Genomic DNA, 24,440 nt, shown 5'->3' with positions numbered 1-24,440 from the left:
TGATAAGCTGGTTACCGGGAAAGTGTTTCAAAGTAATCCGTCTTTAAAACCGACAGCGCATCGGCTATTTCGGCTAAATGCACAGGCACCAGATAACTTCCCTGGTTCACCTTTACCGATCCGATACTGTCCAGTAGTACCATAGGCGTTTCTTCAGGTGTGTGCATGATTTTTCCTTTTTTATTATCTGATTTCACCGACTGCATTACCTTTTCAATATCTGTTTGTGCGGCAATCCGTAAAGGGCATTCACAGAGCCGCAGCAGTTCTACGTGTTGTATCACCGCTGCTTCACTTATCCATCCTCTGCGTTGTGCGATGTATGCTGCTGCCAGCATGCCCAGTCCTACAGCCTGACCATGGAAAAGCTGATGGGTATTCAGTTCCAGGCTGTGGCCAACAGTATGGCCATATTCCAGGATGATACCGATTTCTTTCTCATGAGGGTCTTGTTGCAGTAATCCCCGTTTTTGCAGAATCCCCATTTCTACCAGCTTCATGAGTTTTCCGGGTACCAGAGGTGATTGCAAAATATTAGACAGGTCAACAATAGCGTGTGGATCAAAGGCCAGGCAGTTCTTGACAATTTCAATAATTCCACCATGAAGATGTAACAGGTCCAGGGTGGCGAGATACTTGATGTCGATAATATTGAGTGCCGCTTTGTGATAGAGGCCGAAGCTGTTTTTGGAAACGGGACCGTTGACAGCCTGTTTCTGGGAAAGTATCGCATCTGACATCGCGAGCAGGGTAGTAGGAATATGTATCAGCTGAACACCTCTGAATAACAAGCCTGATATGACCCCTGCTACATTACCGGTAAGGCCTCCACCAAAAGAGATGATGGCGCAGGAGCGTGAGGGGGCAGTGGCCATGATGGCTTCCAGCAGCCGGGAAACAGTGGAAAGTGTTTTCTCCTTTTCGGTTGCATCGATAGCGTATATCCGAACAGGTAGTATGGCAGAAAGAATCGCATACACTTCATTGTACCATAGTTCATTTACATACTGGTCAGCTATGATGATGGCTTCGGTACAATAGGTTGTTATCATTTTAAGTTCGTCTGCCAGGATCTCATGACCAAGCCTGATGGTTGTTTCGGCGTTGCCAAAGGGAAAGGTGATTGTCCTGGTTCCCGGATCAGCAATGGTGGATATGTTCATTGCACGATGGTTTTTATTTTTTTAATACTATTTACTATATCGTTGATATCCTCTTCATTCCCCAGTAGCATGGAATGATGAAGCAGCAAATGGGTATTATATACTTCCCAACAGCCGGGTAGCTGGTATCTGGAAGGATTCAGCTGTTCCCTGCGGGCGGCAAACCGCGGATCATCCGTTACATACAAAGGGTGTTTATTCAGTGGAATATAAGGCTGATGAATCCAGATGCCCAGTTCTGCACTGAGCATTTCGCATAAGGCTTTTATCGTTATGTTTCCGAAGTGAGAGCGGTTTATTCTGAGCGGAAGGTGGTAGGTGGAGACGCTGGTGGTGCCGGGTGCGCTGTCTGTCATGCTTACTCCTTCTACATTACCCAGCAGCTGTCTGAGCAAATGCCGATTATTGTTTCTGATCTCATTCTCCTGATCCAGTGATTGCAGTTTGTTGAATAAGATAGCGCATGAAATTTCACTCAGGCAATAGTTGGAGGCAAAGCTGTCGCCGGCGTCTTCGAGTTCCATGTAGCCCGTGCTGGGTTTGCCGTTCATTTTTTTTCTTGCGTTGGTACGTATGCTGTATATCTTATCTGCCAGTGTCTGATCGTTGGTAACAACAGCGCCCCCTTCGCCGGAGGTCAGTATTTTCCCTTGCTGCATGCTGAATGCTCCTACTGCCCCTATTGTGCCTACCCGTTTTCCCTGCCAGGTGGCGCCATGTGCCTGTGCGCAGTCTTCAATAATCGGGATATTGTATTTTTCACTGATGTGGAGCAAAGCGCCCATGTCGGCAACAGCACTGTAGAGATGCACTACCATAATAGCTTTGGTACGCTCTGTTATCGCTGCTTCTACTTTTTGCGGTGAGAGACAAAGGGTATGCTGATCTACATCGACCATTACGGGAATGGCATTCAGCGAGGCCACCGTGATGGCGCAGGCCACCCATGTAAGCCCGGGTACGATCACTTCATCATCAGGGCCTATGCCCAGTGCCTGAAGTGAACAGAGGAGCGCAGCCGTGCCATTGGCCGTTGGAATACAGAAGGCGGCATTGTTAAAGTCTGCAAATGCGCGGGCAAATTTTTCTTCATAGGAGGGCTGGTCCTGGTAAAATCCGCTGACTGTCCATCGCTGGCTGCGCAGGCATTGCATTACTTCTTCTTCCAGCGCAGGGCTGGAAGCCGGCCACCGGGGCCATGCCTGCTGCCTTACTGGTTTACCTCCGTGGATAGCTAGTTGTTCCATCTGCATGAATGGTTAATTAATACGATAGTTAGAAACACCTCCCAGGTAATACCGGATGGTGGCCATTCCCGATCCTGCGATAGGCAGGTGGAGTGACTGAATACGGGCAAATAGTTTATCATCTTCTCCCACCCGGTTGATCAGATCGTGTTCGCTGAAATCAAAGTCCAATCCTATCTGCTTCAGTACGGCGGTGTCAAAAAGCCATTCGTTCATATCAACGGTGGCCAGCCGCATAGGGTCCGGAACAGCTACAGGCCCGTCGCGCATGACAGGCTGCCCCTGTACCATTACACCGGCTTCCACACACCACTGCCATCTTTTGTATGCTTCCTGCTCATCACTATGCCAGGGATACGACATGCCATCAAACTGGCTACCATCGTTGTATAACAATGATCTCCAGGAATAGGCGGCGAATACCTGCTGCCGTTCCATGACAGCCATAAGGCTGTTAAGATGACCGGACTCCATTTCATTATCATCATCCAGAAAACATACATACCGCTCTGAAACGGCGGATAACGCATGCTGACGCAGAGCGGCCATCCGCGGAGAAGAAGGCCCGCGATGAGGAACTCCTTCCAACAGAAAAAAATCAGTGGTATCTCTGCAAAAATCCAGTCGTTTATCTTCCATCAACTGTGCATAGTTCTCTGAAAAAACAATATGTCGTACAGGAATCTCCTGTAATAAAACACTCTTTATACAGCGAATAAGAGCGTCCACTCTGTCAACCGTAAATGTTATCACACAGATTTCCTTATTCATATGCCCATGTTTGTTTTTGACCAGAATCTTTCTCCCTGATGCATGTTCATGTATTTCCGGACGGAAGTAATATCCTTTTCTGTCACCTGCGATCTGTAAAAACGGAGCAGAGATAAACGCTGCTCCAGTACACTGATATCAGTGTTGATTTGTGGATACAGATCTTTGGTTAGTTTGCTGATCCAGTGGGTATATTCCTCCTGGCGGATTTCTCCGGCGTAGGGAAGTTCTTCATAGTATTTTATCTTCAAAGGGAAAACCTGTTCAGCACATTGCCGTACCAGTATATGATCGATGTGGCCGCAAATGCCCAATGGGGAATAAACCTCTGCAGGCCTCAGCGTTTCGTTTAGCATGGCGAGATCGCTGGAGATGCGCTGTTTTAGCTGCTTTTCATGGTCAATATCACAGGTATGATCGAAGATATTGCTGATAGACCATCCTCTCAGCAGCGCTTCATCATACTCAAGTACATGTGCCCTGACAGCTATTTTTTTACAGAAATGTTTATGTTCTGTATATCTTAAAGCAGATATCTTCTCGGTGTCTGACAGGGCGGAATAGGGCGCAAAGGCGCTTCTGGAGAAAATAGTGACAATCGTGGTGTCTGCTGATATAACACCAGAAAGCAGCAGCCCTGCCATTGAATAGGCGGTATCATCAAAATGGGGTTCCAGGATCAGTGTGCTCATTGCCGATGATGTTGGAAAGAATCTTTAAGCTGAAAGACGTAGATGCCTGCATTGCTGTCTTTTTGCCGGTCGAATGGAATGAACTGCCGGAGATCAAACCCGGCCATCCCTGCAAATGTTACCAGCTCCTGCTGTGTAAATAATTTCTGTCGAAGCGTTTTATAAACAGTCTTTTCCACTTCTCCATTCCCGCGGATAAAATCGAAGGTCTGGTGTGAACAAAGGATGCCGGACGCTGTGTCGTAGTCCTCCCAATACTTCATGGATGCCGAAAACGTGCCTTTGTCTGTATGAACACCGTGTACAATGCCGTAGGTATAGATATTTTTCGGGTAGGTATGTTGTGCCTGGCGGAGCTTATCCGTATCCCGTATTCTGAGATCTGTGATAAAGCAGCCATCAGAATCAATGCTGGTAGCTATTTGCCGGAAAATATATAATACGCGTTCTTCATCAAGAAAGTGCGTAAGAAAATCATCCACTGCTATCGCAATATGATGACTGTCTTTTATGACGGCTTCAGTGCCATTGGCACAGATTGTTTTTATACGGCGCCGGGTATCCGGAGGAAGATCATCGATCTTTTTGTCCAGGTGAGTGAGCATGCTTTCGGAGATGTCGACACCGGTGACGGTATGGCCTTTGTCTGCCAGCTTGAGGATGACACGGCCTGTACCGCAGCCATATTCGATTATTTTCCGGGGTGTGTTGCCAATAAGGTCGAAATATAGCTCTTCTGCCTCGTCAGAATAAGCATCGCCGGCTGCGGCGTCAAACAGGGCAGGGTCATAGAACTGGTCTTCCCAGGGGGTTATCAGGGTGTTAATCATTGGGTAATAATTTCACTGTAATTTATCCAGTTCTCATCGATCAGGTATTCGAGGTCAGCATACCTTCTTTCGTAGCACCAGTTACAATCGGCGCAGCTGGAGATATATCCTCCGTTTAAGGCCAGGAGATGCTCTTCCCGGAGACGTTTCATTTTTTCTCCCTGCCAGAATGATCTGAAGCCATTTTCTCCCTGCCATTGTCCCCAAACAAATTCAGCAACACCATTGAGGTGGTCACAGAAGCCCAGTCCGCCTTTTGAGTTAATATATAAATAGGTGAATGGGTGGATGCAGAATTTTTTAACCTTCTGTACGTTGGTGTTTTCGTGGAGCAAAGAGGCAGAATATTCTATTTTCAGATAGGGATGCTCTTTCACGAGTTGTGTTAGCTGAGCAATGGAATGGTTGACCTGCTGGGCATGATGGATGAGGTTGGAAGGGTCTTCCGGTGTGGTTTTCAGGGGTTCCATCTTAAAATGTGTGATGCCGAATTGCATTCCCAGTTTTACAATCTCACGTAGCTGATGAATATTGTCACCACTTGCAGTGATGCAGAAGTAGAGGTTGTCAGCTACTTTATGATCATTGCTCAGTAGCGCATCCTTCAGTATTTCCATGTTCTGAAGAACCCTGGTCATGGAGGCGCCGCCTCTGATGTGTTCGAATGTCACTTCATCGGCAGCATCGAAGGAGATACCTACCAGTACACCTTCACGGCCCAGCTTTTCCCAGAGTGAGGGCCGGTTGACAGTGCCGTTGGTAATCAATTTGATCCGCTTTTTATAACTCAGCGCTACATCCAGGTAGTCATCGAAGTTCTTCAGAAGCGTGCTCTCTCCCCATCCACGGAGATCAATAAATTTAGCATGCGGAAAGAGATTCTTCGCGATGTCGAGGTACATGTCAAAAGGTAATACATCTCCTTTGAAGCCGGCAGAGCGGCACATAGGGCAACTCAGATTACATCTGTCGGTAAGCTCAATATAGAGTGCCTGGGGATAGTCTGATAATTGAGGGTCTATCATAAGATGGGGGTTTTAGTTATGTCCTTACGTTACTCCTGGTATGACTTGGGGTATGATTGCTTTCGGAAGGGATGGGGTTGTTTTTTGCTTCTCTTAGTGATGATGTATCATATTGTGTTTATACATCAACACTTCTTCTAATTTAGTTTTTTTTGAGAATATTGTAAAATAAAATTTAGTATGGATAGCTAACTTTTACTGACGGGCTGAAGCTTTGTAGCGATCTGTCTTTTTGGACCTGTCTGTTTTTTAAAACAACGTGAACCCAATGTTGTTTACAAACCGCTAATGAATATTCCGGTTCAGGAAAAAGGAATTTTTGTGCCGGATGGGGCTGTTGAAGCTGGAAGGCCCGGAATGCTTAAAACCTTGTTAAAATTCAGTTTGTTTCCGGTACAATTGCCGGTAGACATAATAACTGCGTAGTATATACGTTTTTGACTAAATTTGAGCCAGAAAAACTTATAGCCAACAAATCCGGATGACAATAAAGCCTCCGGTCCAATCTGATATGAAGAAGAATATTATTACAGCTGCAGCATTACTCCTGGCCTCCTGTGCCTTTGGTCAAACCAAGCCGCTCATTGGTATTGTATTCAAAGGCAGTGACAGCACCGGCCACCAGGCTGCGATCCGGAATGCAGTGGAAGATGCTTTCCTGCGTGCCAAACGGTTTGATTTTGTAGAACGGGAAGCCATCGACCAGGTAAAGGGCCAGTCGTCTGAAAATGCGCAGCTGACTGCCATGAAGGAACTGAAGGCCCAGTACCTGCTGGTAGGCAACGTGGTGAGTGTCATGGAGGACCAGAAACAGTCCAAACTGCCGGTGCTGGGTACTACCGTAACCTCGCAAACGGAGATCATCTTCAATGTAAAAGTGATGGACGTTAATTCTGGTGAGCTGATAGCTGCCGGCAACTTCGCCAATACAGGCAAAGGAAAAAACGCTTTTAACGATGCCTTACTCGGTACCCGTGGCCGCCTGGATAAATTTGTAAAGGATAATTTCAAGCTGATGGCTTCCATCGCCTCCATTGAGGAGAAGAACGCCTATGGAGATGCGGTCAAAGTACTGCTTTCCGCAGGTAAAGCCGTGGAATTGAGAGAAGGGGATGAGTTTAAAGTGTATGAATCGGTAGAAGTGAATGTGGATGGTAAAAAGATCACCCGTAAGAAAACAGTTGGTAAAATCGTGGTTTCCCGTATCGAAGACGAACATTTCAGCGTTTGTACGGTACTGGAAGGAGCCGGCGAAATCACCAAACTGATCACCAGCGGCGCTACGCTCCGATGCGAGCTCACTGCCGAAGCTCCCAAAAAACTCTTTTTCCAGAAATAGATTTTTTGTTTCGTGAGAAGCTGCAGCTGTGGGAACATAGCTGCAGCTTTTTTGCTTCTCCCCTAATTTTTTGCGGTACTGCTCCCAAATTTCTTCACTTTCACCGGGCGTTTTTGCACCTGTATACGCAACCCTATTTTTACAGGAGTGCTGGTGGTTAATGTAATTTGCTGTGGAGGTTCTATATACTGATACTTTTCAGGCAAACCTTGGGGATCAACAGTAATGGTATAAGTATTGGAAGGAGCATATAATGTAAAGATGCCATTTTCGTTGGTGCGTGCCACAAATATCCTTCCTGTAGGGTCTTTCGCCGTAATGGTTATTGCTGCTACACTTTCATCTGTACTATAACTTAATGATTCTTTTTCCAGCATTACATGCCCTTGAATTACCCCTATTTTGTGTAAAGGAATTTGTATCTGTGTTTTACCATTCACCGATATGATGCTGTCGCTTGCAAAGTAGCCCCCTGCAGATAATATGGAGATCTTTGCAGGACCATTGGGTAGGTTTTTAAACGTGATCCGTCCTTCATTACCGGTAACAAAAACCTCCTGATTGATCCGTACCATTACATTTCTTGCCGGATGCTCACCAGGGTCAAATAAATAGTTGCTGTTATTATCTTCAAAAAAGAAAATATCCAACGTTCCATTAGTTGTCAATGCTGCCTTACTACTACCAAATTGTTTTCTGATTCCTATATCTATTCCATTGATTTGTTCACCCAAACCGCCATATATCCTGTTGTATCCGGCTTCCAGCGTCAACCGGGAGCTTAGCCTGTAAGTAGTATTAACAGAGAGGTTATTGTATAAACGTTCAAAACTACTCTGATAAGTAATATAATCGAACACCTGAAAAAACAGCCTGTTACGAAACAGGCGTCCACTATAACCCGGACTGATGGAAATCAACTGGTATTTTTTTCCTGGCAGGAGATATTGATTCATCTCACCGGCCAGATAAGGGCCGTGCTGGATAAACGCATTTAAAAGAAAATGTTTGTAGGTCAGGCCCGAATAGATCCTGAAAGCAAAAAAATTCGTGTAGGCGGTAGTGTTACCCTTATTGAATCCAATGTCTGCAGTGATCCAGAAAAGTTGTCCGTTCTGTCCCTGATAGCGGAGGTCTCCGCTAATCCTTATTGATTGTAGGTTTGGAGAAATTGTGCTGAATCCATTGTTATACTCTGTATGCTCTTCATAATAATAAGGCTTCAACCCCAATTGCCAGTGTTCATTGAGCGCTTTGGTTGTCCCGAGCTCCAGGGTGCGCAGGGAATAGTTCTCGTAGTAGCCTTTATATACCGGGGATATATACCGGGGATTGGCGCCAAACTGACTGTAATGTATGTACCAGGGTTGTCCTCCACCGGGTGTGAAAATTATTTTCTGATCGAGGTTCAATACACCTTTTCGGGTGCCGGCATAGAATGGTGTGCTGTAATAATTAATAGATACTCCCTGCCATCTTTTACCGATATAGGTATAATTAAATGTCCCTGCATAACCGCGGGCATTTTTACCATCATGTTCATATTCCTGTGTGGTGCTGTAGCTGGTGTATGCGCCACCTTCCATCTGGTGTTTTCCATCCTGGGATTGCCAGCCCAGACTTCCTCCACCCAGTATATCATCTTTTAGTTCCTGCGGATTTTGTTGAAAGATAAATTGCGCATTTCCATTTAGAGCATCGGAGAAATGAGTGGCCGTGTGTAAAAAGTAAGCATTGTAGGGGGTATAGAATTCATTATTGTTTCCAGTGAAACTGCTTACCAGATTGTAATTCCCGTTTACATATCCGGCTTCAAATTTAAATAATGTATCGGGTGTAAGTACTGCCACTGCGCCTCTTCCGCTTAACATCATTTCATAACTCCGGAAGATGCTGCCGGCAGTGAGGTCACATGCAGGGCTTTGATAGTTGATAAAAGTATTGGTCAGCATCCAGGTTTGAGAGCGGGTGAAGTAACGGGCATCCGCTTGATATCTTAACGTCTTAGTTTCTGTCAGATTTGCCTGCCCTCCTGCCAGTGCTTCCAGGTAGTGGTAGTCTGAACCGGTCATCCGGCTATAGATAGCGGCAGTATGTCCGGGGCCTGTGACATTGCCATCCAGAGATTGGTCTGCAGCATAGTTACGTTGATTGGACACATTGTATATAGTGACCGGTAATGTGGTAATAATATCGTTATTGGAATTTTTTCCTGTAATACGTAGCTGATTACGCGTATTAGCCATTAATGCACCAGGTATTCTAATCCGGAAATGTAGAATGGTATCTGAAAAACTATTTACCGTTAGCGTTGATAAGGTCAGTTCTTTTTGTGGTTGTAAAGGGTCCGTAACAGTGATCGTTACTTTTTGTGAAATATTGCCTGTATTACTACATTTCAAGCTTACGTCCGCTTCATTTTTTCCGCTCAGCAGATATATATCCGGTTCCAGTACCTGCAGGGATATACGATTTATAGGTGTCAGGCTGATAGTTGTGCTATCCATTAATGTGTGATCCGTACTGATTGCCTTCCAGGTAATCAGATAATTTTTATCTGCGGCAGCACCACGGGGAATGTATATGGTGGCCGTTAGTAAAGCGCTGTCTCCCGCTGCTATAACTACTTCCGGTTGCTGGGATGTGATTTGCTGAAAAGGTGCGCAATACAATATGGGCCGGTAAGAAATACTTTTTGCCGTATGGTTACTGATAATTGCCAATAGTGTAAGTGCAGATCCTGAACTTATTTGTGCATGTCGTTGTTGTATACGCATAACACCTTGTGCACAGACATTTCCTGTTACACATATATACGCATATAACAGCGTAATACAGAATATATATCTGGAGTTTTCTGAGGGGCTCAATTTGCAGTACGTTTAATGAGGTTGGTGTAACTAAATGGTTATCCACAATTTCATCAGGTTGATAGATTGCATTCCTAATCTTAAATGTACAAATAAATAAAAACCATTAATGAACTATATCATATATATTTCAAATATATAAATGGAAAATTAATATGTGAACGAATATGATTTTCAATTATTATTGCAACTTAATACTTCTCAATAACATTCAACTGCTTTGTTTAACACACCCAAACTATCACTTATGACTACCAAAATTCGCATGTTTATTCTGGCTGTGGTACTTTGTTTACCATTCGTATCCAAAGCCCAGTTTACACCAACAGCAAGTACTACATTAACAGTAAACCTTTCAGCATTATCAGGTATTGAATTAAATGCTGCCGGGCTTAATCCCACATTAAATTATCTGGCCTCTTCTGATTACACGAATGGTGTAACAGTGTCGCAAACAGCTGCGCTTTCAGCTTTCAGTACATCGCCTTACAGTATTACTATTCACGCTAGTGGTCAGCTGGTAAATACGACCAATAGTTCCAACACTATCCCGGTAGGAGATGTAACGGTAACTCCATCACTGGCAGCATCTAATTCTGCTATCACTATTACGCCGCAGGCTATACCGGTTTCGGCCGGCAGTGCCCTGAAACTGATTGCTTCTACTGCTGGCACCATATTGCAGAATTTCAATCTTGCATATTCTACTGTAGGTGCCCCAACAACAGATTTTATCAACAAACTGACAGGTGCATATACTACAACCATCGTTTACGCCATCACTAACCCCTGATCACTTCAAATACAGGGTTATTCTAAAATAGATATATCTTGATGAGGTTATTCTTTATGATGATTGTGCATATACTGGTATGTATACCGGTATATGCACAATCAGGTCTTGCCGCTGCTCCCATGCAATTAAAATTCGATGCAAATACAGGAGCCACCCAAACACAAAAAGTAATCCTGAGCAATCCCAGTAAGGGACCTGTTATGGTAGCAGCGGAATTCTCAGACTGGTACCGCGATAGTACCGGCAATATCATTTATAGGTTACCTTCTTCCCTGCCTGCATCCTGTTCCGGATGGTTAAAAATCTTCCCTGCCAGTCAATTTGTACTACAACCGGGAGAACTGAAAGAAGTGACTGTTATGCTCAGTATGCCGTCTGATGCGCTTAAGGAAAGTACCAATAGTATGTTGACATTTACGCAACTGAATAAACAGCAGGTGATGTCACAACAAGGCATTCTTATTAACCTCGCTGTAAGAGTTGGCATACAAATCTATAACGTACCGCCAGGTGTACATATAAAGGACGTGGATATTGATCAGTTTACAGATACTTTGTTTAAAGGGGAAAAGGTAGTAGGGAAACAACTATTCCTAAGGCTCCGTAATTCAGGGGAGTTATCTGCCGAAGGTAAAGCCAGTATTGAACTAACCCATAAGGAAACAGGTGCCAAAACGGCTCTCCCGTCTGTTCCATTCTATACGCTTCCAGGCGCCGTACGCCAAATAAGCATACCATTAGCCGACAGTTTGCCTCCAGGAAGATACAGCGCAGTTGCACTAGTGGATTACGGAGAAGATCAGGAACTGAGGGTAGGGGAGCTGGAGTTTACAAATACAGCAAACAACGGGCTAAAAGTAGTAAAATGAGAAGATGGTTAACCGGTTGTATGTCCATCATCATACTATGTTATAGCCTGCGCATATCAGCGCAATCACTAACAGCTCCTCCTGTAACGGTAAATTATACCACCTACAGTCAGCTCAACAGTACCCAGACAGCCACCAACCGCCTAACTTTAACGGGTGCACTGGCGGTTACTGTATCACTGTCTATTAAAGCCAGCGGTCCACTCATATCTACTACCGTTCCGAGCAATACGATCCCTCTTAGCAATGTTACCGCACAACTTACGGATGTTAATCCCACCATTGTGGGCATGGCAGTACCCAGCAGTGTGCTTACCCTTACCACAAACAATCAGGCATTTGGCACAGGTCTTTTATCTTTAGCCACTACCCATTTCACAATAAGCTATAATATTGCAGGAGGCAGTAATCTGATGGTACCACCAGGCACCTATGTAACCACTCTGACATATACGGTAACAAATACACTTGGGCTTTTCCCTACCACTACGGGTACCGCCCTGTTATCCGTTGTTATCAGCCCTATGTCAGGCATTGCGCTGCAAAATGGAGGTAGTAACGCTACTATTGCATTCACCACATCTGCCAATTACACAAACGGTGTAACTCTTCAACAGGCCAACGCACTATCGGCATTCAGTAATTTACCATACAGTATTACCGCAAACACTTCTTCTGCCAGCCTGGCGAATGGAACTAATTTTATTAATGTTTCAAATATCAGCCTGTTATCAACGCCTGTAGTTACCAACCCCCTCATCACTTCCAACTCAATAGCATTGTCAACAAGCTCTCAAAACATTATCACGTCTACTGCTGTTCCAGGCGTTTACAATTTTAACCTGCAATACCAGACAGCTCCGGGCAATACCGCATTCCTGATGCCGGCAGGTAATTATACTAATACACTTACGTATACGATCACCAATCCATAAACCGATGATCCCCACACTAATCCTTCTCCCCCAGCGTAATCCGAAGCCGGTTGAGTGCATTCATCAGAGAAATGCTGGCAGTGAGATCCACCACTTCTTTTTCACTAAAATGTTGCCCGAGCTTTTCGCGTATCCGTTGCAGATCATCCTGCATCAATGTGACTGCTTCTGCCCATAACAATACCAGCTCCTGTACCGGATCAAAAGCTTTGGAATGTTTCCAGCCGGGCAGTTTATCAAGTATATCCTGGTTGATTCCCATTTGTCTTAATTCATTGCTGTGAAAGCTGCAGCAATAGGCGCATCCGTTTAATTGAGATACACGTAGCTCTGCGAGCGCAATCAGTTTGTTGTCCAGGCCTGACTTTCTGATACTGGCATGTGATTGATACAGGAAGCCGATTGTTTCTTTTGAGATTGTTTTGTAATCCATATACAGTGTTGTCTTCTATTGTTGCACAAAATTGATCATCTTACCCATCACCTGACGGTAATGTCATCTGAAAAAACAGTAACGTGATGGGAAATGATTTTTGCCTGGGTGGGAGTTTGTATTTTTGTATGATGGAACACCTGCATGATACATTTGCTGTAGAGATTGCTGAATATCAGGACTGGAGCGATAGAAACCGGAAGAATAACTTCTTTGAACTGGTATATGTTCTTCGGGGAACAGGTTTGCAAAGCGTAAATTATGTCAAAAGGAAATACGCTAAAAACGGTATTTTCCTGCTGCCTGCGGCTAAATGCCATGCGTATATCATAGAAGAGCCAACCCGTTTTCTTTTTATTCGCTTTACCGGAAGTTACTTTGCATCCAGGGGAAAAGACCAGATCGATTACAGTTCATGGTTTAGCCATCTGAATTTTATTCTGGGCAATCATGATCGTTTTCCGGGAGAGATCATCAGCGATCCCGTAGAGAAAAGCCGGGTGAAACGATTGCTGGATGTGGTTCTTTCCGAATATCAGCGAAAAGATGCCTGTTCTGCTTTTGTGATACAGAATACGCTGGTGTCTGTGTTGGGTATTCTGGCACACAATATTCAGAAAAAGGTATTGCAGGGACGTACTTTTAAAGACAGCAGGTTTACCGAATTAATCAATTTTATATCGTTTAATATTTTAGATCCGGAGAAGATATCACCTGCTTATCTTTCTGATAAATTTAATATCGCGGAGAGCTATTTCAGCGAATACTTTCAAAGGAATGCTGCTGAGCGTTTTCAGGACTTTGTATTAAAAACCCGTTTGCAGATTGCGGAGTCCAGAGCTATCTATACCAGTACGCCTATAACGGAAATCGCCTGGGAACTGGGGTTTACAGATAGCAGTCACCTGAATAGGATGATGAAAAAACATTTTGGCAGAGGGATGAGAGAGCTGAGAAAAGGAGTGGTGTGACCCCGGAAATCAGATGTAAAAATTGTTTGGACCCCCATTATTACTGCTGTTAAATTTCAGTATAAAAACAACTGCTTTTCATGTATCAGTTTTTGTGTTTGAATGAAGTTGGTAATTGAAAGAATGCCTATATTTATAGGCCATTAGTTGTTTAAACCATGCCATAAGGTAACCAAGCCATATCTGATGTTAGTTAGTAATAAACATTTCACCCCTGTTATAGGACTGGATATTCACATTGTTATCCTGTTTGGTTTTCCCATACCCTTGCCTCATCCTTATATTGGGCTGGTAGTAGATCCTATGGACTATGTGCCTTTTATTGGCGCTACCACCAGGGTGAACCATGTTCCGCGGGGAAAAAGCGATACAAGCGGGAAACTGATATTTTTATTTCATATACCTATGGGCGGTCCTTTTTTGCTGGCGCCGATGATAGGGCATGATTCCGTTAATTTCTTTGGTAGTAAAAAAGTAAAGGTAGAAGGTAATATGATGAGCCCTTCCGGGCATATGCTTATGACCTGCAATGACATAGGTTTGCCTTTATCCCTTTCACCCGGAAAGAAGTTTATCCCCATTCCGAGTCTTTACCTGCCTACCTCTTATTCCATCCCGCTTTCTTTTGGGAAACCGGTTATGGTGGGAGGCCCGTTTGTGCCGGATTGGTCAGGCGTGTTATTGAATCTGGTGATGTCTTATGGTTTTGGTGCTGCCATGAAAGGATTGGGTAAGCTGGGGAAAAAACTGATGACGAAGTTTAACCATGCATTGCAGGGTAAGTTGGGCAGTAATAAACTCAGCCGGTATCTGTGTAAGAAAGGACTGGAACCGGTAGATTTTATACAGGGAATTGTTATTTATGACAGCAGTGATTTTGAGCTGGCAGGGCCTGTTCCGCTAAAATGGGAACGGTCATGGAACAGTGACAGCGCTTTTGAAGGCCTGCTGGGGCATGGTACTCACCTGAGCTTTGATATGCGCATACAGGAATTTCCTGCTGAAGCGGTGACCATTGTATTGCTGGAAGATGGCCGTAGTGCTGTTTTTGAGTTATTGCCTTATAGTGGGAACAGCGATTATAACCGCCATGAGAAGTTGTTGTTGACCCGTACCAACGTAGCCGAATATACGCTGTTTGACTATGAAAACAGGTATACCCGTACTTTCAGAAAACAACATCCGCAGGATAAACAATACCGCCTGGTTTGTGTTCAGCATGAGGCGGGATTTATGATTAGTCTGCACTATAATGCGGTGGGTCATCTGCTGCGGATCATCGACAGCGCAGGCCGGCATCTGCTGGTGAATAGCGATGCGGCCGGCAGGATTACCAGAGTCATTGCGCAACACCGGGGAGAACAACGTTTGCTGGTGAGTTATGCATACAATGAACAAGGTGATATGTGTGAAGTCACCGATGCCCTTCAACAAACTACGTATATTGAATACCGTGATCACCTGATGATTAAGAAAACGGATCGTCACGGGCAGGCTTTTTACTGGGAATATGATAACAGAAAACGTTGTACCCATACCTGGGGAGATGGCGGCCTGATGGAAGGATGGCTGGAATACCATCCGGAAAAGGGGTTCAATCGTGTAACCACTTCGCAGGGAAACACTACCACCTATTTTTATACACCCGATTTCGTAGTGTCTCAGATCAAAGACCCATTGGGCAATTCCACCTTCTTTAGTTACACGGAAGAAATGGAAGTGTACCGGGTAATAGATCCGGAAGGTAACACCACCGGCTATACGTATGACGAAAGAGGAAACCAGACAAGTGTAATGCTTCCGGATGGATCGGCCATTACCTCCCTGTATGATGAGCAGGGCAGGCTGGTTTTATCTACAGATGCAGAGGGTAACAGTACTACCAGTATATATTACGCAGATAGTGGCTTGTTACACACGCATACAACGGCAGACGGCAGTATCCGTATTTTCCGTTACAACGAACAACAACTGTTATGCAGGATAGAAGATGAACAGGATAATACCACCTTGCTCACCTATGATACTGATTTTAACTTAAATGGATTAACGCTGCCCAATGGAGGCAACACCGCCTGGGAATATGATAACTGGGGACAATGTTTGCAGCTGATTAACCCGCTGAAGGAAAAACAGACTTTTCAGTATGATCAGCTGGGACGTGTGACTGCAGTATGGACGCCGGACGGAAACCATGTGAAACTGCGGTACAACGCCTATGATAATGTGGTGGAGGCCAAAGATAAACACCATCATGTACGTTACGACTATACGCCATTAGGTAGTGTGAAATCGCGGGAAGAGAACGGTGCCAAAATGCACTTCGTTTATAATAACGCTGAGAAGCTCACCGCGCTGGTAAATGAACATGGTGAGATGTATCGTCTGGAACGTAATGCTAATGGAGATATTATCACTGAAACAGGTTTCGATGACTTAACACTACGTTATGAGCGTGATAGCACCGGAAAGGTTTTGAAAGTGCATCGTCCTGGTGGAAAATGGACCTCCTTTGAATACAATAATAATGGATTTGTTTCCCGGATAGATTATAACGATGGTCAGTGGGAAATGTATGATTATGACCGCAACGGCGCCTTGCTGGCGGCTTCCAACCCCAATAGTACCGTGACGTTTAAACGGGATGCTTTAGGCCGGGTCATATCAGAAAACCAGAACGGTTATATCGTCACCAGTAAGTACAATGAACGAGGGGAGAGGATATGCCTGCAAAGCAGCTTGGGTGCCAATATCCACAATGGATGGAATGAAATGGGCGATCTGACTAGTATCAGGGCCACCACAGCAGGCTCGGAAAATCCCTGGACCGCCCATATCCAGCGTAATCTGCTGGGATTGGAAATAGAACGGATATTATCCAATGGCGTAAAAAGCAGTTGGACCTTCCATCCCGGTTCATCTGCCAACGGAACGCCGGATGCGCACATCGTTACGAGCAACGGAAAAACCACCCGTAACCGGCAATATCACTGGGATGCCAATTACCGGCTGAAGCAGGTGTTAAATGGCCTCAGCAACGGACTGGTTAAATTCGGACACGATGAATTTGCCAACCTGGCATGGGCACAATACGAAGATGGGATATACGACTACCGCCTGCCGGATAAAGTGGGCAATCTCTATAAAACATCCACCAGAGTAGATCGTAAATACAACGCCGGCGGACGTTTGATGGAAACAGCCGACGCCAGGTTTATATATGATAAAGAAGGCAATCTCACCAAAAAAATAGTCGTTCAGTCATCATTCCCTGTAACATGGGAGTATCAGTGGTACAGCAACGGGATGCTGAAGGAAGTGTGCCGGCCGGACCAGAAAACGGTCTCCTTTCAGTATGATGCTCTGGGACGCAGGACTGAAAAGGTTTTCAACAACCGGGTTACCCGTTTTGTCTGGAATGATAATACACCCCTGCATGAATGGACCTATCCGGAAAAAGACAGGCCACAAACTGTTATCAATGAATGGGGCGACATCCTGGAGAGCCATCCCGAACCGGTACCGGAAGATGAACTGGTCACCTGGGTCTTCGAAGATGCTACCTTTAACCTGGCAGCAAAAATAATCGCGGGCCGGCAGTACGCTGTTATTACCGATCACCTGGGAACGCCTTGTGAAACCTATGATGAAACAGGACTTAAAGTATGGAGTGCCGAACTCGATATTTACGGCAGTGTGCGTAAATACGAAGGAGCGAAAGACTTCGTGCCATTCCGTTATCAGGGGCAGTATGAAGATGCAGAGACAGGGTTGTATTATAACCGGTTCAGGTATTATAGTCCGCAGGAAGGTATATTTGTAAGCCAGGACCCCATCCGGCTTAACGGTGGTATGCAGTTATATGCGTATGTGCATGACAGTAATGTCTGGATAGACCCGCTGGGATTAAAAGAAGGAAGGTATCACGGTCCTAAGCCTAAATACGATAATCCGGGGCATCACCAGCCGGGGCATCCGAAATTCAGAGGTGGTGGCGCCGGTAAAACATCTATCTTGCCCAAAAATGCAGAGGAGATTTACAAGAAGGCCATTCCTGATTCAGAAGGTAAACACTGGTACGCCAAAGATGAAGCAGGGGAAATTCATCGTTTCGGTAACAGTAACGATGGAAAAGCACACTGGAATGGTTCTTCCGGGCAGGGACGAGGAATAGAAGTTCCCAAAGATGTGAAGAAAAGATTTAGTGACCCCAATGCCTACAACGTGGCACCTAAAGCGGATATTTGCTATAAATAAATAATATGGTATTCGGACAGGAAAATATATTCATCATCGACGCAGACCTGAGCCAATCAGGCTATTACTCCTTTATTAATTGCTGTTTCCGCGTTAAGGAGGTGACCATTGGAGATATAACACAATCTTCTTTGTTAGGGGTGGCACAACCGCTCTTTAAGCAGGTCCTGTTAAAAGAAGGCCAGCGAAGTGCAGCTGCATTAGGTAAAAACAGTGCTGATGAAATCATTCATCTGTTAAAAGAAGCAAAATCAGGAGAAAATGAAGCAGCAGAAGCACTATTGGAAACATTGGAGATAGACCTGAATGGTATCGAATGTTTTGATGGATATTATTTTTTTCTGATAGAAGAACAGGGATTTGACCGGCTGCTTATCAGCGATAATGTGGATCAGAAAAATTATGAATTCAAGTTACCTAAAAATCATTTCTATAAGAGCATCAAATCATTGCTGGCATGGATCAATGATGTTACCTATATTGCGCTGAAGACCGATATATAAATATGCTATCTTATAAAAGAAGCTGTCTCCTGTTTTATACAAACGTAGGAGACAGCTTCTTTTTTTACTTCATCAGATTTTATTTGTTCTCTTTATAAATATCCCAGTTTACTTCATCTGCGGGTCTTTCAAGCTGCGTGAACACACTGCCCTGGTCCTGCGCCACCGGGATCTCATTCAGGCGGTTGTAGCGACGGAGGTCTATCCAGCGATGTCCTGCCGGCTCAAACCAGAGAGAGTATCTCCGCTGGAAAAGTATTTCCGTAATGAGGGCCGGAGTGTCTTTTGTACCATTGTAGGGCGTAAGACCGGCAGCGGAACGTATGCGGTTAATAGCCGCAATAGCATCTTCCGGCTGATTCAGTTGGGCTTTGGCTTCTGCATAGATCAGGATCAGCTCTTCGTTGCGAATATAGGGGATAGGGCTTGAGTTCTGTGCCCAGCGCTTATCCTGGTACTGGCTGGATAACGGTATCGCACCTACGGTGTTGATCAGTGGTTGTTTTCTTAAAAAGAACTTTTCCGTTACTCTTTTGTCGCCTGGCAAAGCATCTGCCACAAGCGAAGGATGCACTACGGGTATTCCGTTGAAACTGCCATCCGGCAGGTAATAGAGCGGGTTAAAACCATCAGGCGGCGCACCGTATATATGAGCAGGTCCGGCGTTCAGATCACCATTGAGGTCAAAGAAGGAGCCGGAAAGCGCATCCAGTGCACCCTGCCAGTCCTGCTGGTAAATGGCGGTGCGGGCGGCCAGTGCGCGGTTTACCTTTGCCAATCCTGCGGGAGTACTGAAATTACTGTATCCGGCTGTAAGTCTGAATGGTAGCGTGTTTCCGGCTTGCGTGAGTGCTTTGTAACCGCTGTCCAACACATTCCTGATCGCTTTTAAAGCGTTTTCATAACTCACAAAGTTGCCGGGATTCAGCTCATCGCTTACCGATATACGTATACCACTTTTATACTGGCTATTGGCCGGGATGAGATACTGGTATCCCTGAATGGTGAGCGCAAATCCAATGTAGGACTGCTTTTCGAGATCACTCACGGCATATGTGTTGTTCACGGCACTGATGAGCACATTTGCTTGTTTGATGGTCTGATAAGGGGCTGCATAGGCGGTAGTTACACCGTAGAAGTTGGCATCAGGCTTGCGTCCGCCCTGACCTAACCAGAACTGTATGTATCTGGAATCAGCGGAATTGAAATACCAGATTTCCCGGCCAAAGGTGCCAAATGCTGTTGCAGCAGTGGAGAGGTATTCCCTGCTGCGGGCTTCCAGGCCGGTAACAAGGCTCTGCAGCTGGTTGCGGGAAGCATTGGTCGTAACGCTTGCCACGGATGGATTGTTTGGATCTGCAATAGGGTCCAGTTTGCAGGAGCCTAATGTCATTGCAGAAAGTATAAAGAGTGTAGTAATCTTGTTTTTCATCATCAGTAATTAAAAGAATTAGAAATCCACTTTCACATTAAACAGGATACGTTTGGAAGAAGGGTATTGAAAGAGGTCCGTTCCTGCATTGATGGCCTGTGTACCAAAGTTGGACGCTTCGGGATCATAACCGGGATAACTGGTAACGGTAAACAGGTTGGTGGCTGATACACCAATTCTCACCTGGTCTACTACATTCCTGAAAGCCCGGCTGATCAATGGTTTGGGGAAGGTATAACTGAGGCTTACCTCGCGGATCCGCAGATAACCTGCGTCCTGCACGTATACACCTGCACCGGTGCCTGCTCTGTCTTTCCCATTAGGTACACCATTGTGGTTATAGTCATCGTTCCAGTCTTTGGTAGTACCACCGTTGTCAGTGTTATACAATGTGATGTTCAGCAGGTCGCCGCCTTTTTTCCAGTGCAGCAGGAATGAAAAATTGAAATTGTGGAGGAACTGAATATCGTTGTATAGAGAGCTTTGGAAGTCGGGCTGCGAATTGCCGTATACGGTGTATTCTCCTTCCTTTGTTCGTGGTACGCCTACGATAGTGGTAGGTGAGTAACCTTTGCGGATCAGGTATGTGCCGAAGGTAGGACCATAGGAGCCTGTAGTATAAGAGGGTACGTCCAGCCTGGTGATTTTGCTGGTGTTTTTCCAGAAGAGCAGACGGCTTGTCCAGGTCAGATTACGGGTAGACACCGGCACACCGCTCACCGCTATTTCCACACCTTTGTTCACCAGTTCTGCAGCATTGATCTTCTTGGTGGTAATACCGGTAGAAGAAGCCAGGGTGAGGTTCTGTATGAGGTCAGTCACACGTTTGCTGTAATAGGTGCCTTCGAAGTTGAGGCGGTTATTGAAGAAACCCGCATCGATACCCAGTTCCAGCTCACCGGCGCGTTCCGGTTTAAGGTTTGGATTGCCTGCCACACCTGATATTTTGGAACCGATGAGTCCTCCGTTGATAGCTGGTTGCAGAGAGCTGTAGGTATCGCCAAAGGAAGCCAGCCCGCCTGTTTGTCCGTAAGCGGCTCTCAGCTTGAGTTGTGAAACGGTGCGTGATTTCCAGAAACTGAATTTGCTCACATTCAACGCCACCGATGCTTTGGGAAAAGCATAGTATTGATTCGCATCACCATTTAAGGTGGATTTGTCGAAACGCACGCCCAGCGTAGTAATCAGCTTATCATCGAAGTTTACTTCTTCCTGTGCTACGATACCGGCATCTTTTACCTGCTGATCATACTGCTGTAACAACGACTGCACGGCTGCCTGCGAGATATTTTGTTGTTTGGCCACCAGTCCCCGTCCGCGGTTAAGTGTGCTGTAGGACTTTGTTTCCAGGAAAACTGCTCCGGCCTGTGTGCTGAAATTGATTTTGCCAACAGCTTGCTGGTAGAGGAGGAATGCCTGGAGATTGGTGTTGATGGCGTTTTCCTGCCCCAGCACAATATCGCCGGGATTAGCTTCGCTGCGTTGTGCCTGAAGATCATCGGGGAAGTATACTTTGGTGCGGCTGCTGAGATAATCCACGCCGCCCTGCACGGCAGCAGACAGGCTGCTGCGGGCATTGCTGAAGAGTTGAATATTCAGTTTGCCGGACTGTATAAAGCGGTTCACGTTTGAATTGTTGATGGCTTTATCGCGTAGTGCCAGCGGGTTTTCAGATTCCGAATAGGGATTGTCCGGATAGTTGCCGGCTGCATCAGGGAATGGATTGAAGTAGTTGGGTGTGTAACCGATAATATATCCCAGGCTTGCGCCAGCATTGTTTTCATTGCCGGTAAAGCCTCTGTCGGTGTTGCTGTTGATATAGTTTGAATTGATGGAGAAGCTGATACGCGAACTCAGTTGATGATCGAGGTTAAGCCGTATGGATCTGCGGGAGAAGCCGGTATATTTGATGATACCGTTTTCCTTAGACAGATTACCGGAAACATAAAACTTTGTTTTCTCTGTTCCGCCTGAGATGTTGAGATGTGTATTTGTGAGCAGGGGTGTTTCGCCGTACAGGATTTTTTCATAGTTGAAAGGGCCGCCGTTGGCGAGTGCATCGTGGTATCGCTGTAGTTCCAGCTCCTGCCTGGATGGTGGGAAGAACTGACGGATTTTGTTTTCATCCCAGGGAGCGCTGCCCATGTAGTGTTGTATTTTGGCGAAGCCGATTTCCTGGCCGAGGCTTACGCGGGTGCGTCCTGCCTTTCCTTTTTTGGTGGTGATGATGATAACGCCGGCGTTGGCGCGGGTGCCGTAGATAGCGGAGGCAGAAGCGCCTTTCAATACTTCTACGGTGGCAATATCATCGGGGTTGATGTCTGCCAGTCTGTTAGCGGCATCGTCTTCCTCTTTGCCGCCGGCGCCGGTGATGGTGGATCTTCCTGTACGTATCACGCTGTTGTTGAGATACACGCCATCGATGATATAGAGAGGCTGAGAAGCGCCCTGTAGTGAGCTGATACCACGCAGCTGTATAGAGAGACCGCCGCCGGGTGCGCCACTGTTGCTTTTGATGTCGGCGCCAGGGAGTTTGCCATAGAGGGCATTGTCAAGTGTTTGCGGAGTGGCCGTGCCGGTCAGCTCTTTGGCGGAGATGGATGTCACCGCGTTGGCGAGGTTGGCGCGTTTGGTGGCGGAGGCAAGCCCGGATACCACTACTGCGTCCAGCGATTTTACATTCTCTGTGAGCTGTACGAGCAGCTTCCTGTTGTCTGTTACCCTAACATCCTGGGGCAGGAACCCGATAGCGGTGAAGTTAAGCACCTGGGTACCCGGTGGTAACACCAATCTGAATACGCCCTGGTTGTCTGTAATAGCGCCTGTGGTTTTTCCTTTCACCGTTATGGTGACGCCTGGCAGTAATGCACCGTCTGTGGCGGATCTCACCTGGCCGGTAACGATGTTGTCCTGGGCCTCCGCTGCCCGTGATAACAGCAGCAGCATGCACAGGAAGTGCAGCATTTTTCTCATTTGCTTGTTTATTTTTTTGTTGAAATTGTACAGTTGGCTGATGGACATGGTATTCCCTGTACCGCTTTTTGCGGAAGAAAAAACATGAGGCAGATTGTGATGCTGACGGTGCTGGTGGTGGGATTGGCAGCAACAATAAGAGAAGCCGGTTATGCTGTTATGCTACAGCATTTACAATAGTTGTTCAGGTGCATAGTTTCATTTCTTGCCTGCAAACCTATGGCAATTTTATAAGTCTACAAAATTTGTGGACTAAAAGAATTTGGTTTTTGTTAAAAAAGAAAAGAGGATGTCTCCTGTTTGGGTAAACATGAGAGACATCCTCTTTTGCGTAGTAAAGGTTATTGTATCAGGTACTCATTAAAAAGCGCTTGCAGCATCCAGTAATGCAATATCTTCTTTGTCCAGAACAATGGATGGTGCATCGGTCAGTGTTTTTAACTGACTCCTTGAAGTAGCACTCACGATAGGAGCTACCACATGCGGTCTTGTTAATAACCAGGCCAATGCAATAGTAGCTGGTACTGTTTGATGTTTATCGGATACCTGGTCCAGTGCGGTTAGTATTGCAAGGCCTTTTTCATTCAGGTATTGTTTCACACCTCCACCGCGCTGGCTCTTATTGAAATCGGCTTCAGTGTGGTATTTGCCGGTGAGAAAACCCGATGCAAGGGAGTAATAGGGTAATACGGCCAGCTTAAACTTATCTATTACAGGGGCATAAGACGATTCATATTCCTTCCGTGCTACCAGGTTGTAGTGAGGCTGATATACTTCATACGGTGGGATTCCATGCTTGTCTGAATAGGCCAGGGAAGCCACCAGGTTTTCCACGCTTAAATTGGATGCACCGATATGTCTTACTTTTCCATCCCTCACCAGTTTGGTATGAGCTTCCAGTGTTTCTTCCACCGGCGTCTTACCGTCATCTTTATGTGTATAATAGAGATCGATGTAATCTGTTTGCAGACGACTCAATGATTCTTCTATGGTTTTGATGATATTGCTGCTGCTGATATCTGCGGGACGCTCATTGTTTTCATAGCCTACCTTGGTAGCGATAATTATTTTATCGCGGTTGTGGCGGGCTTTCATCCAGTTGCCGATAATACGCTCTGATTCGCCTCCATTATTACCGGTAACCCAGTATGAGTAAGTGTCTGCTGTATCTATAAAATTAAATCCTGACTCAGCAAATGCATCCAATATATCAAAAGACTGTTTTTCATCCAATGTCCATCCAAAGACGTTCCCACCCAGATTGAGGGGTGCGGTCTCTAATTGCGTTGTTCCTATTTTAATCTTTTTCATCTGTATATTCTTTTATTTTACCA

At 45.6% G+C, this 24,440-nt stretch carries 18 protein-coding genes; 7 read left to right on the top strand and 11 right to left on the bottom strand.

Annotated features, from left to right (window positions below):
* Positions 1 to 11 precede the first annotated feature (11 nt).
* The 6 genes from DF182_RS07750 to DF182_RS07725 are packed head-to-tail and all read right to left on the bottom strand — an operon-like array spanning position 12 to position 5,728.
* Positions 12 to 1,163: a 3-dehydroquinate synthase family protein gene (locus tag DF182_RS07750; RefSeq protein ID WP_113615074.1), complete on the bottom strand. Its 1,152-nt coding sequence runs from the start codon at positions 1,161 to 1,163 to the stop codon at positions 12 to 14.
* Positions 1,160 to 2,410 carry a DegT/DnrJ/EryC1/StrS family aminotransferase gene (locus tag DF182_RS07745; protein WP_161964086.1) on the bottom strand — a complete coding sequence of 417 codons (1,251 nt, stop codon included), beginning with the start codon at positions 2,408 to 2,410 and terminating at the stop codon, positions 1,160 to 1,162. Before DF182_RS07745 ends, DF182_RS07750 begins: the two co-directional genes overlap by 4 nt.
* Before the next feature lie 12 nt (positions 2,411 to 2,422).
* Positions 2,423 to 3,181: a glycosyltransferase family A protein gene (locus tag DF182_RS07740; RefSeq protein ID WP_113615072.1), complete on the bottom strand. Its 759-nt coding sequence runs from the start codon at positions 3,179 to 3,181 to the stop codon at positions 2,423 to 2,425.
* Entirely contained in the window at positions 3,178 to 3,873 is a 696-nt protein-coding gene (locus DF182_RS07735) for a PIG-L deacetylase family protein (RefSeq protein WP_113615071.1), read from the bottom strand. Before DF182_RS07735 ends, DF182_RS07740 begins: the two co-directional genes overlap by 4 nt.
* Positions 3,870 to 4,703, bottom strand: coding sequence for a class I SAM-dependent methyltransferase (locus tag DF182_RS07730; protein WP_113615070.1), 834 nt, complete (start codon positions 4,701 to 4,703; stop codon positions 3,870 to 3,872). Before DF182_RS07730 ends, DF182_RS07735 begins: the two co-directional genes overlap by 4 nt.
* Positions 4,700 to 5,728 carry a radical SAM protein gene (locus DF182_RS07725; protein WP_113615069.1) on the bottom strand — a complete coding sequence of 343 codons (1,029 nt, stop codon included), beginning with the start codon at positions 5,726 to 5,728 and terminating at the stop codon, positions 4,700 to 4,702. The genes DF182_RS07730 and DF182_RS07725 overlap by 4 nt, the downstream gene beginning before the upstream one ends.
* Positions 5,729 to 6,239: 511 nt before the next feature.
* Between DF182_RS07725 and DF182_RS07720 the strand changes: the two genes are divergently transcribed.
* The gene (locus tag DF182_RS07720) at positions 6,240 to 7,067 is read left to right on the top strand and encodes a hypothetical protein (RefSeq protein WP_113615068.1); all 828 of its coding nucleotides are present in this window, start codon (positions 6,240 to 6,242) and stop codon (positions 7,065 to 7,067) included.
* 62 nt (positions 7,068 to 7,129) lie between these two features.
* On the opposite strand, the gene DF182_RS07715 is transcribed toward DF182_RS07720, so the two are convergent.
* The gene (locus DF182_RS07715) at positions 7,130 to 9,844 is read right to left on the bottom strand and encodes a hypothetical protein (RefSeq protein WP_147243372.1); all 2,715 of its coding nucleotides are present in this window, start codon (positions 9,842 to 9,844) and stop codon (positions 7,130 to 7,132) included.
* Positions 9,845 to 10,184: 340 nt separating this feature from the next.
* Between DF182_RS07715 and DF182_RS07710 the strand changes: the two genes are divergently transcribed.
* Genes DF182_RS07710 through DF182_RS07700 form a run of 3 tightly spaced genes read left to right on the top strand, consistent with a single transcriptional unit; the run spans position 10,185 to position 12,537 of the window.
* Positions 10,185 to 10,730, top strand: a complete 546-nt coding sequence (locus DF182_RS07710; protein WP_113615066.1) for a hypothetical protein — start codon at positions 10,185 to 10,187, stop codon at positions 10,728 to 10,730.
* 38 nt (positions 10,731 to 10,768) lie between these two features.
* Positions 10,769 to 11,602: a fimbrial biogenesis chaperone gene (locus DF182_RS07705; RefSeq protein WP_147243371.1), complete on the top strand. Its 834-nt coding sequence runs from the start codon at positions 10,769 to 10,771 to the stop codon at positions 11,600 to 11,602.
* The gene (locus DF182_RS07700) at positions 11,599 to 12,537 is read left to right on the top strand and encodes a hypothetical protein (protein WP_147243370.1); all 939 of its coding nucleotides are present in this window, start codon (positions 11,599 to 11,601) and stop codon (positions 12,535 to 12,537) included. The genes DF182_RS07705 and DF182_RS07700 overlap by 4 nt, the downstream gene beginning before the upstream one ends.
* 16 nt (positions 12,538 to 12,553) lie before the next feature.
* Here DF182_RS07700 and DF182_RS07695 read toward each other — a convergent pair whose 3' ends face one another.
* Positions 12,554 to 12,970 carry a carboxymuconolactone decarboxylase family protein gene (locus DF182_RS07695; RefSeq protein ID WP_113615063.1) on the bottom strand — a complete coding sequence of 139 codons (417 nt, stop codon included), beginning with the start codon at positions 12,968 to 12,970 and terminating at the stop codon, positions 12,554 to 12,556.
* Between the two features lie 86 nt (positions 12,971 to 13,056).
* Here DF182_RS07695 and DF182_RS07690 point away from each other — a divergent pair, with 86 nt between their 5' ends.
* The 3 genes from DF182_RS07690 (at position 13,057) to DF182_RS07680 (ending at position 18,701) form a co-directional block, all read left to right on the top strand.
* Positions 13,057 to 13,941 carry an AraC family transcriptional regulator gene (locus DF182_RS07690; RefSeq protein ID WP_113615062.1) on the top strand — a complete coding sequence of 295 codons (885 nt, stop codon included), beginning with the start codon at positions 13,057 to 13,059 and terminating at the stop codon, positions 13,939 to 13,941.
* A 186-nt stretch (positions 13,942 to 14,127) separates the two neighbouring features.
* The gene (locus DF182_RS07685; RefSeq protein ID WP_113615061.1) at positions 14,128 to 18,198 is read left to right on the top strand and encodes an RHS repeat-associated core domain-containing protein; all 4,071 of its coding nucleotides are present in this window, start codon (positions 14,128 to 14,130) and stop codon (positions 18,196 to 18,198) included.
* A gap of 5 nt (positions 18,199 to 18,203) precedes the next feature.
* A complete protein-coding gene (locus DF182_RS07680; protein WP_113615060.1) occupies positions 18,204 to 18,701 on the top strand; it encodes an Imm42 family immunity protein in 498 nt (165 codons plus the stop codon).
* A gap of 79 nt (positions 18,702 to 18,780) precedes the next feature.
* On the opposite strand, the gene DF182_RS07675 is transcribed toward DF182_RS07680, so the two are convergent.
* From DF182_RS07675 to DF182_RS07665, 3 genes are all read right to left on the bottom strand, one after another.
* Positions 18,781 to 20,136 (bottom strand): RagB/SusD family nutrient uptake outer membrane protein, encoded by a 1,356-nt coding sequence (locus DF182_RS07675; protein WP_211327077.1) that lies wholly within the window; start codon positions 20,134 to 20,136, stop codon positions 18,781 to 18,783.
* 15 nt (positions 20,137 to 20,151) lie between these two features.
* Complete coding sequence (locus tag DF182_RS07670; RefSeq protein WP_113616807.1) at positions 20,152 to 23,106, bottom strand: SusC/RagA family TonB-linked outer membrane protein; 2,955 nt, start codon at positions 23,104 to 23,106, stop codon at positions 20,152 to 20,154.
* 360 nt (positions 23,107 to 23,466) lie between these two features.
* On the bottom strand, positions 23,467 to 24,417 hold the full coding sequence (locus tag DF182_RS07665) for an aldo/keto reductase (RefSeq protein ID WP_113615059.1): 951 nt from the start codon (positions 24,415 to 24,417) through the stop codon (positions 23,467 to 23,469).
* Positions 24,418 to 24,440: the final 23 nt, after the last annotated feature.

This window comes from Chitinophaga flava (genome assembly GCF_003308995.1).
GTDB lineage: Bacteria > Bacteroidota > Bacteroidia > Chitinophagales > Chitinophagaceae > Chitinophaga > Chitinophaga flava.
Note: the sequence above shows the minus strand (reverse complement) of the source record. Positions and strands in the feature narration are given on the sequence as shown.

Excerpts from the sequence above, each read along its gene's own strand:
- DF182_RS07750 (WP_113615074.1), bottom strand. The coding sequence starts at position 1,163 with ATGAACATATCCACCATTGCTGATCCGGGAACCAGGACAATCACCTTT.
- DF182_RS07745 (WP_161964086.1), bottom strand. The coding sequence starts at position 2,410 with ATGGAACAACTAGCTATCCACGGAGGTAAACCAGTAAGGCAGCAGGCA.
- DF182_RS07740 (WP_113615072.1), bottom strand. The coding sequence starts at position 3,181 with ATGAATAAGGAAATCTGTGTGATAACATTTACGGTTGACAGAGTGGAC.
- DF182_RS07735 (WP_113615071.1), bottom strand. The coding sequence starts at position 3,873 with ATGAGCACACTGATCCTGGAACCCCATTTTGATGATACCGCCTATTCA.
- DF182_RS07730 (WP_113615070.1), bottom strand. The coding sequence starts at position 4,703 with ATGATTAACACCCTGATAACCCCCTGGGAAGACCAGTTCTATGACCCT.
- DF182_RS07725 (WP_113615069.1), bottom strand. The coding sequence starts at position 5,728 with ATGATAGACCCTCAATTATCAGACTATCCCCAGGCACTCTATATTGAG.
- DF182_RS07720 (WP_113615068.1), top strand. The coding sequence starts at position 6,240 with ATGAAGAAGAATATTATTACAGCTGCAGCATTACTCCTGGCCTCCTGT.
- DF182_RS07715 (WP_147243372.1), bottom strand. The coding sequence starts at position 9,844 with ATGCGTATACAACAACGACATGCACAAATAAGTTCAGGATCTGCACTT.
- DF182_RS07710 (WP_113615066.1), top strand. The coding sequence starts at position 10,185 with ATGACTACCAAAATTCGCATGTTTATTCTGGCTGTGGTACTTTGTTTA.
- DF182_RS07700 (WP_147243370.1), top strand. The coding sequence starts at position 11,599 with ATGAGAAGATGGTTAACCGGTTGTATGTCCATCATCATACTATGTTAT.
- DF182_RS07695 (WP_113615063.1), bottom strand. The coding sequence starts at position 12,970 with ATGGATTACAAAACAATCTCAAAAGAAACAATCGGCTTCCTGTATCAA.
- DF182_RS07690 (WP_113615062.1), top strand. The coding sequence starts at position 13,057 with ATGGGAAATGATTTTTGCCTGGGTGGGAGTTTGTATTTTTGTATGATG.
- DF182_RS07685 (WP_113615061.1), top strand. The coding sequence starts at position 14,128 with ATGTTAGTTAGTAATAAACATTTCACCCCTGTTATAGGACTGGATATT.
- DF182_RS07680 (WP_113615060.1), top strand. The coding sequence starts at position 18,204 with ATGGTATTCGGACAGGAAAATATATTCATCATCGACGCAGACCTGAGC.
- DF182_RS07675 (WP_211327077.1), bottom strand. The coding sequence starts at position 20,136 with ATGATGAAAAACAAGATTACTACACTCTTTATACTTTCTGCAATGACA.
- DF182_RS07670 (WP_113616807.1), bottom strand. The coding sequence starts at position 23,106 with ATGAGAAAAATGCTGCACTTCCTGTGCATGCTGCTGCTGTTATCACGG.
- DF182_RS07665 (WP_113615059.1), bottom strand. The coding sequence starts at position 24,417 with ATGAAAAAGATTAAAATAGGAACAACGCAATTAGAGACCGCACCCCTC.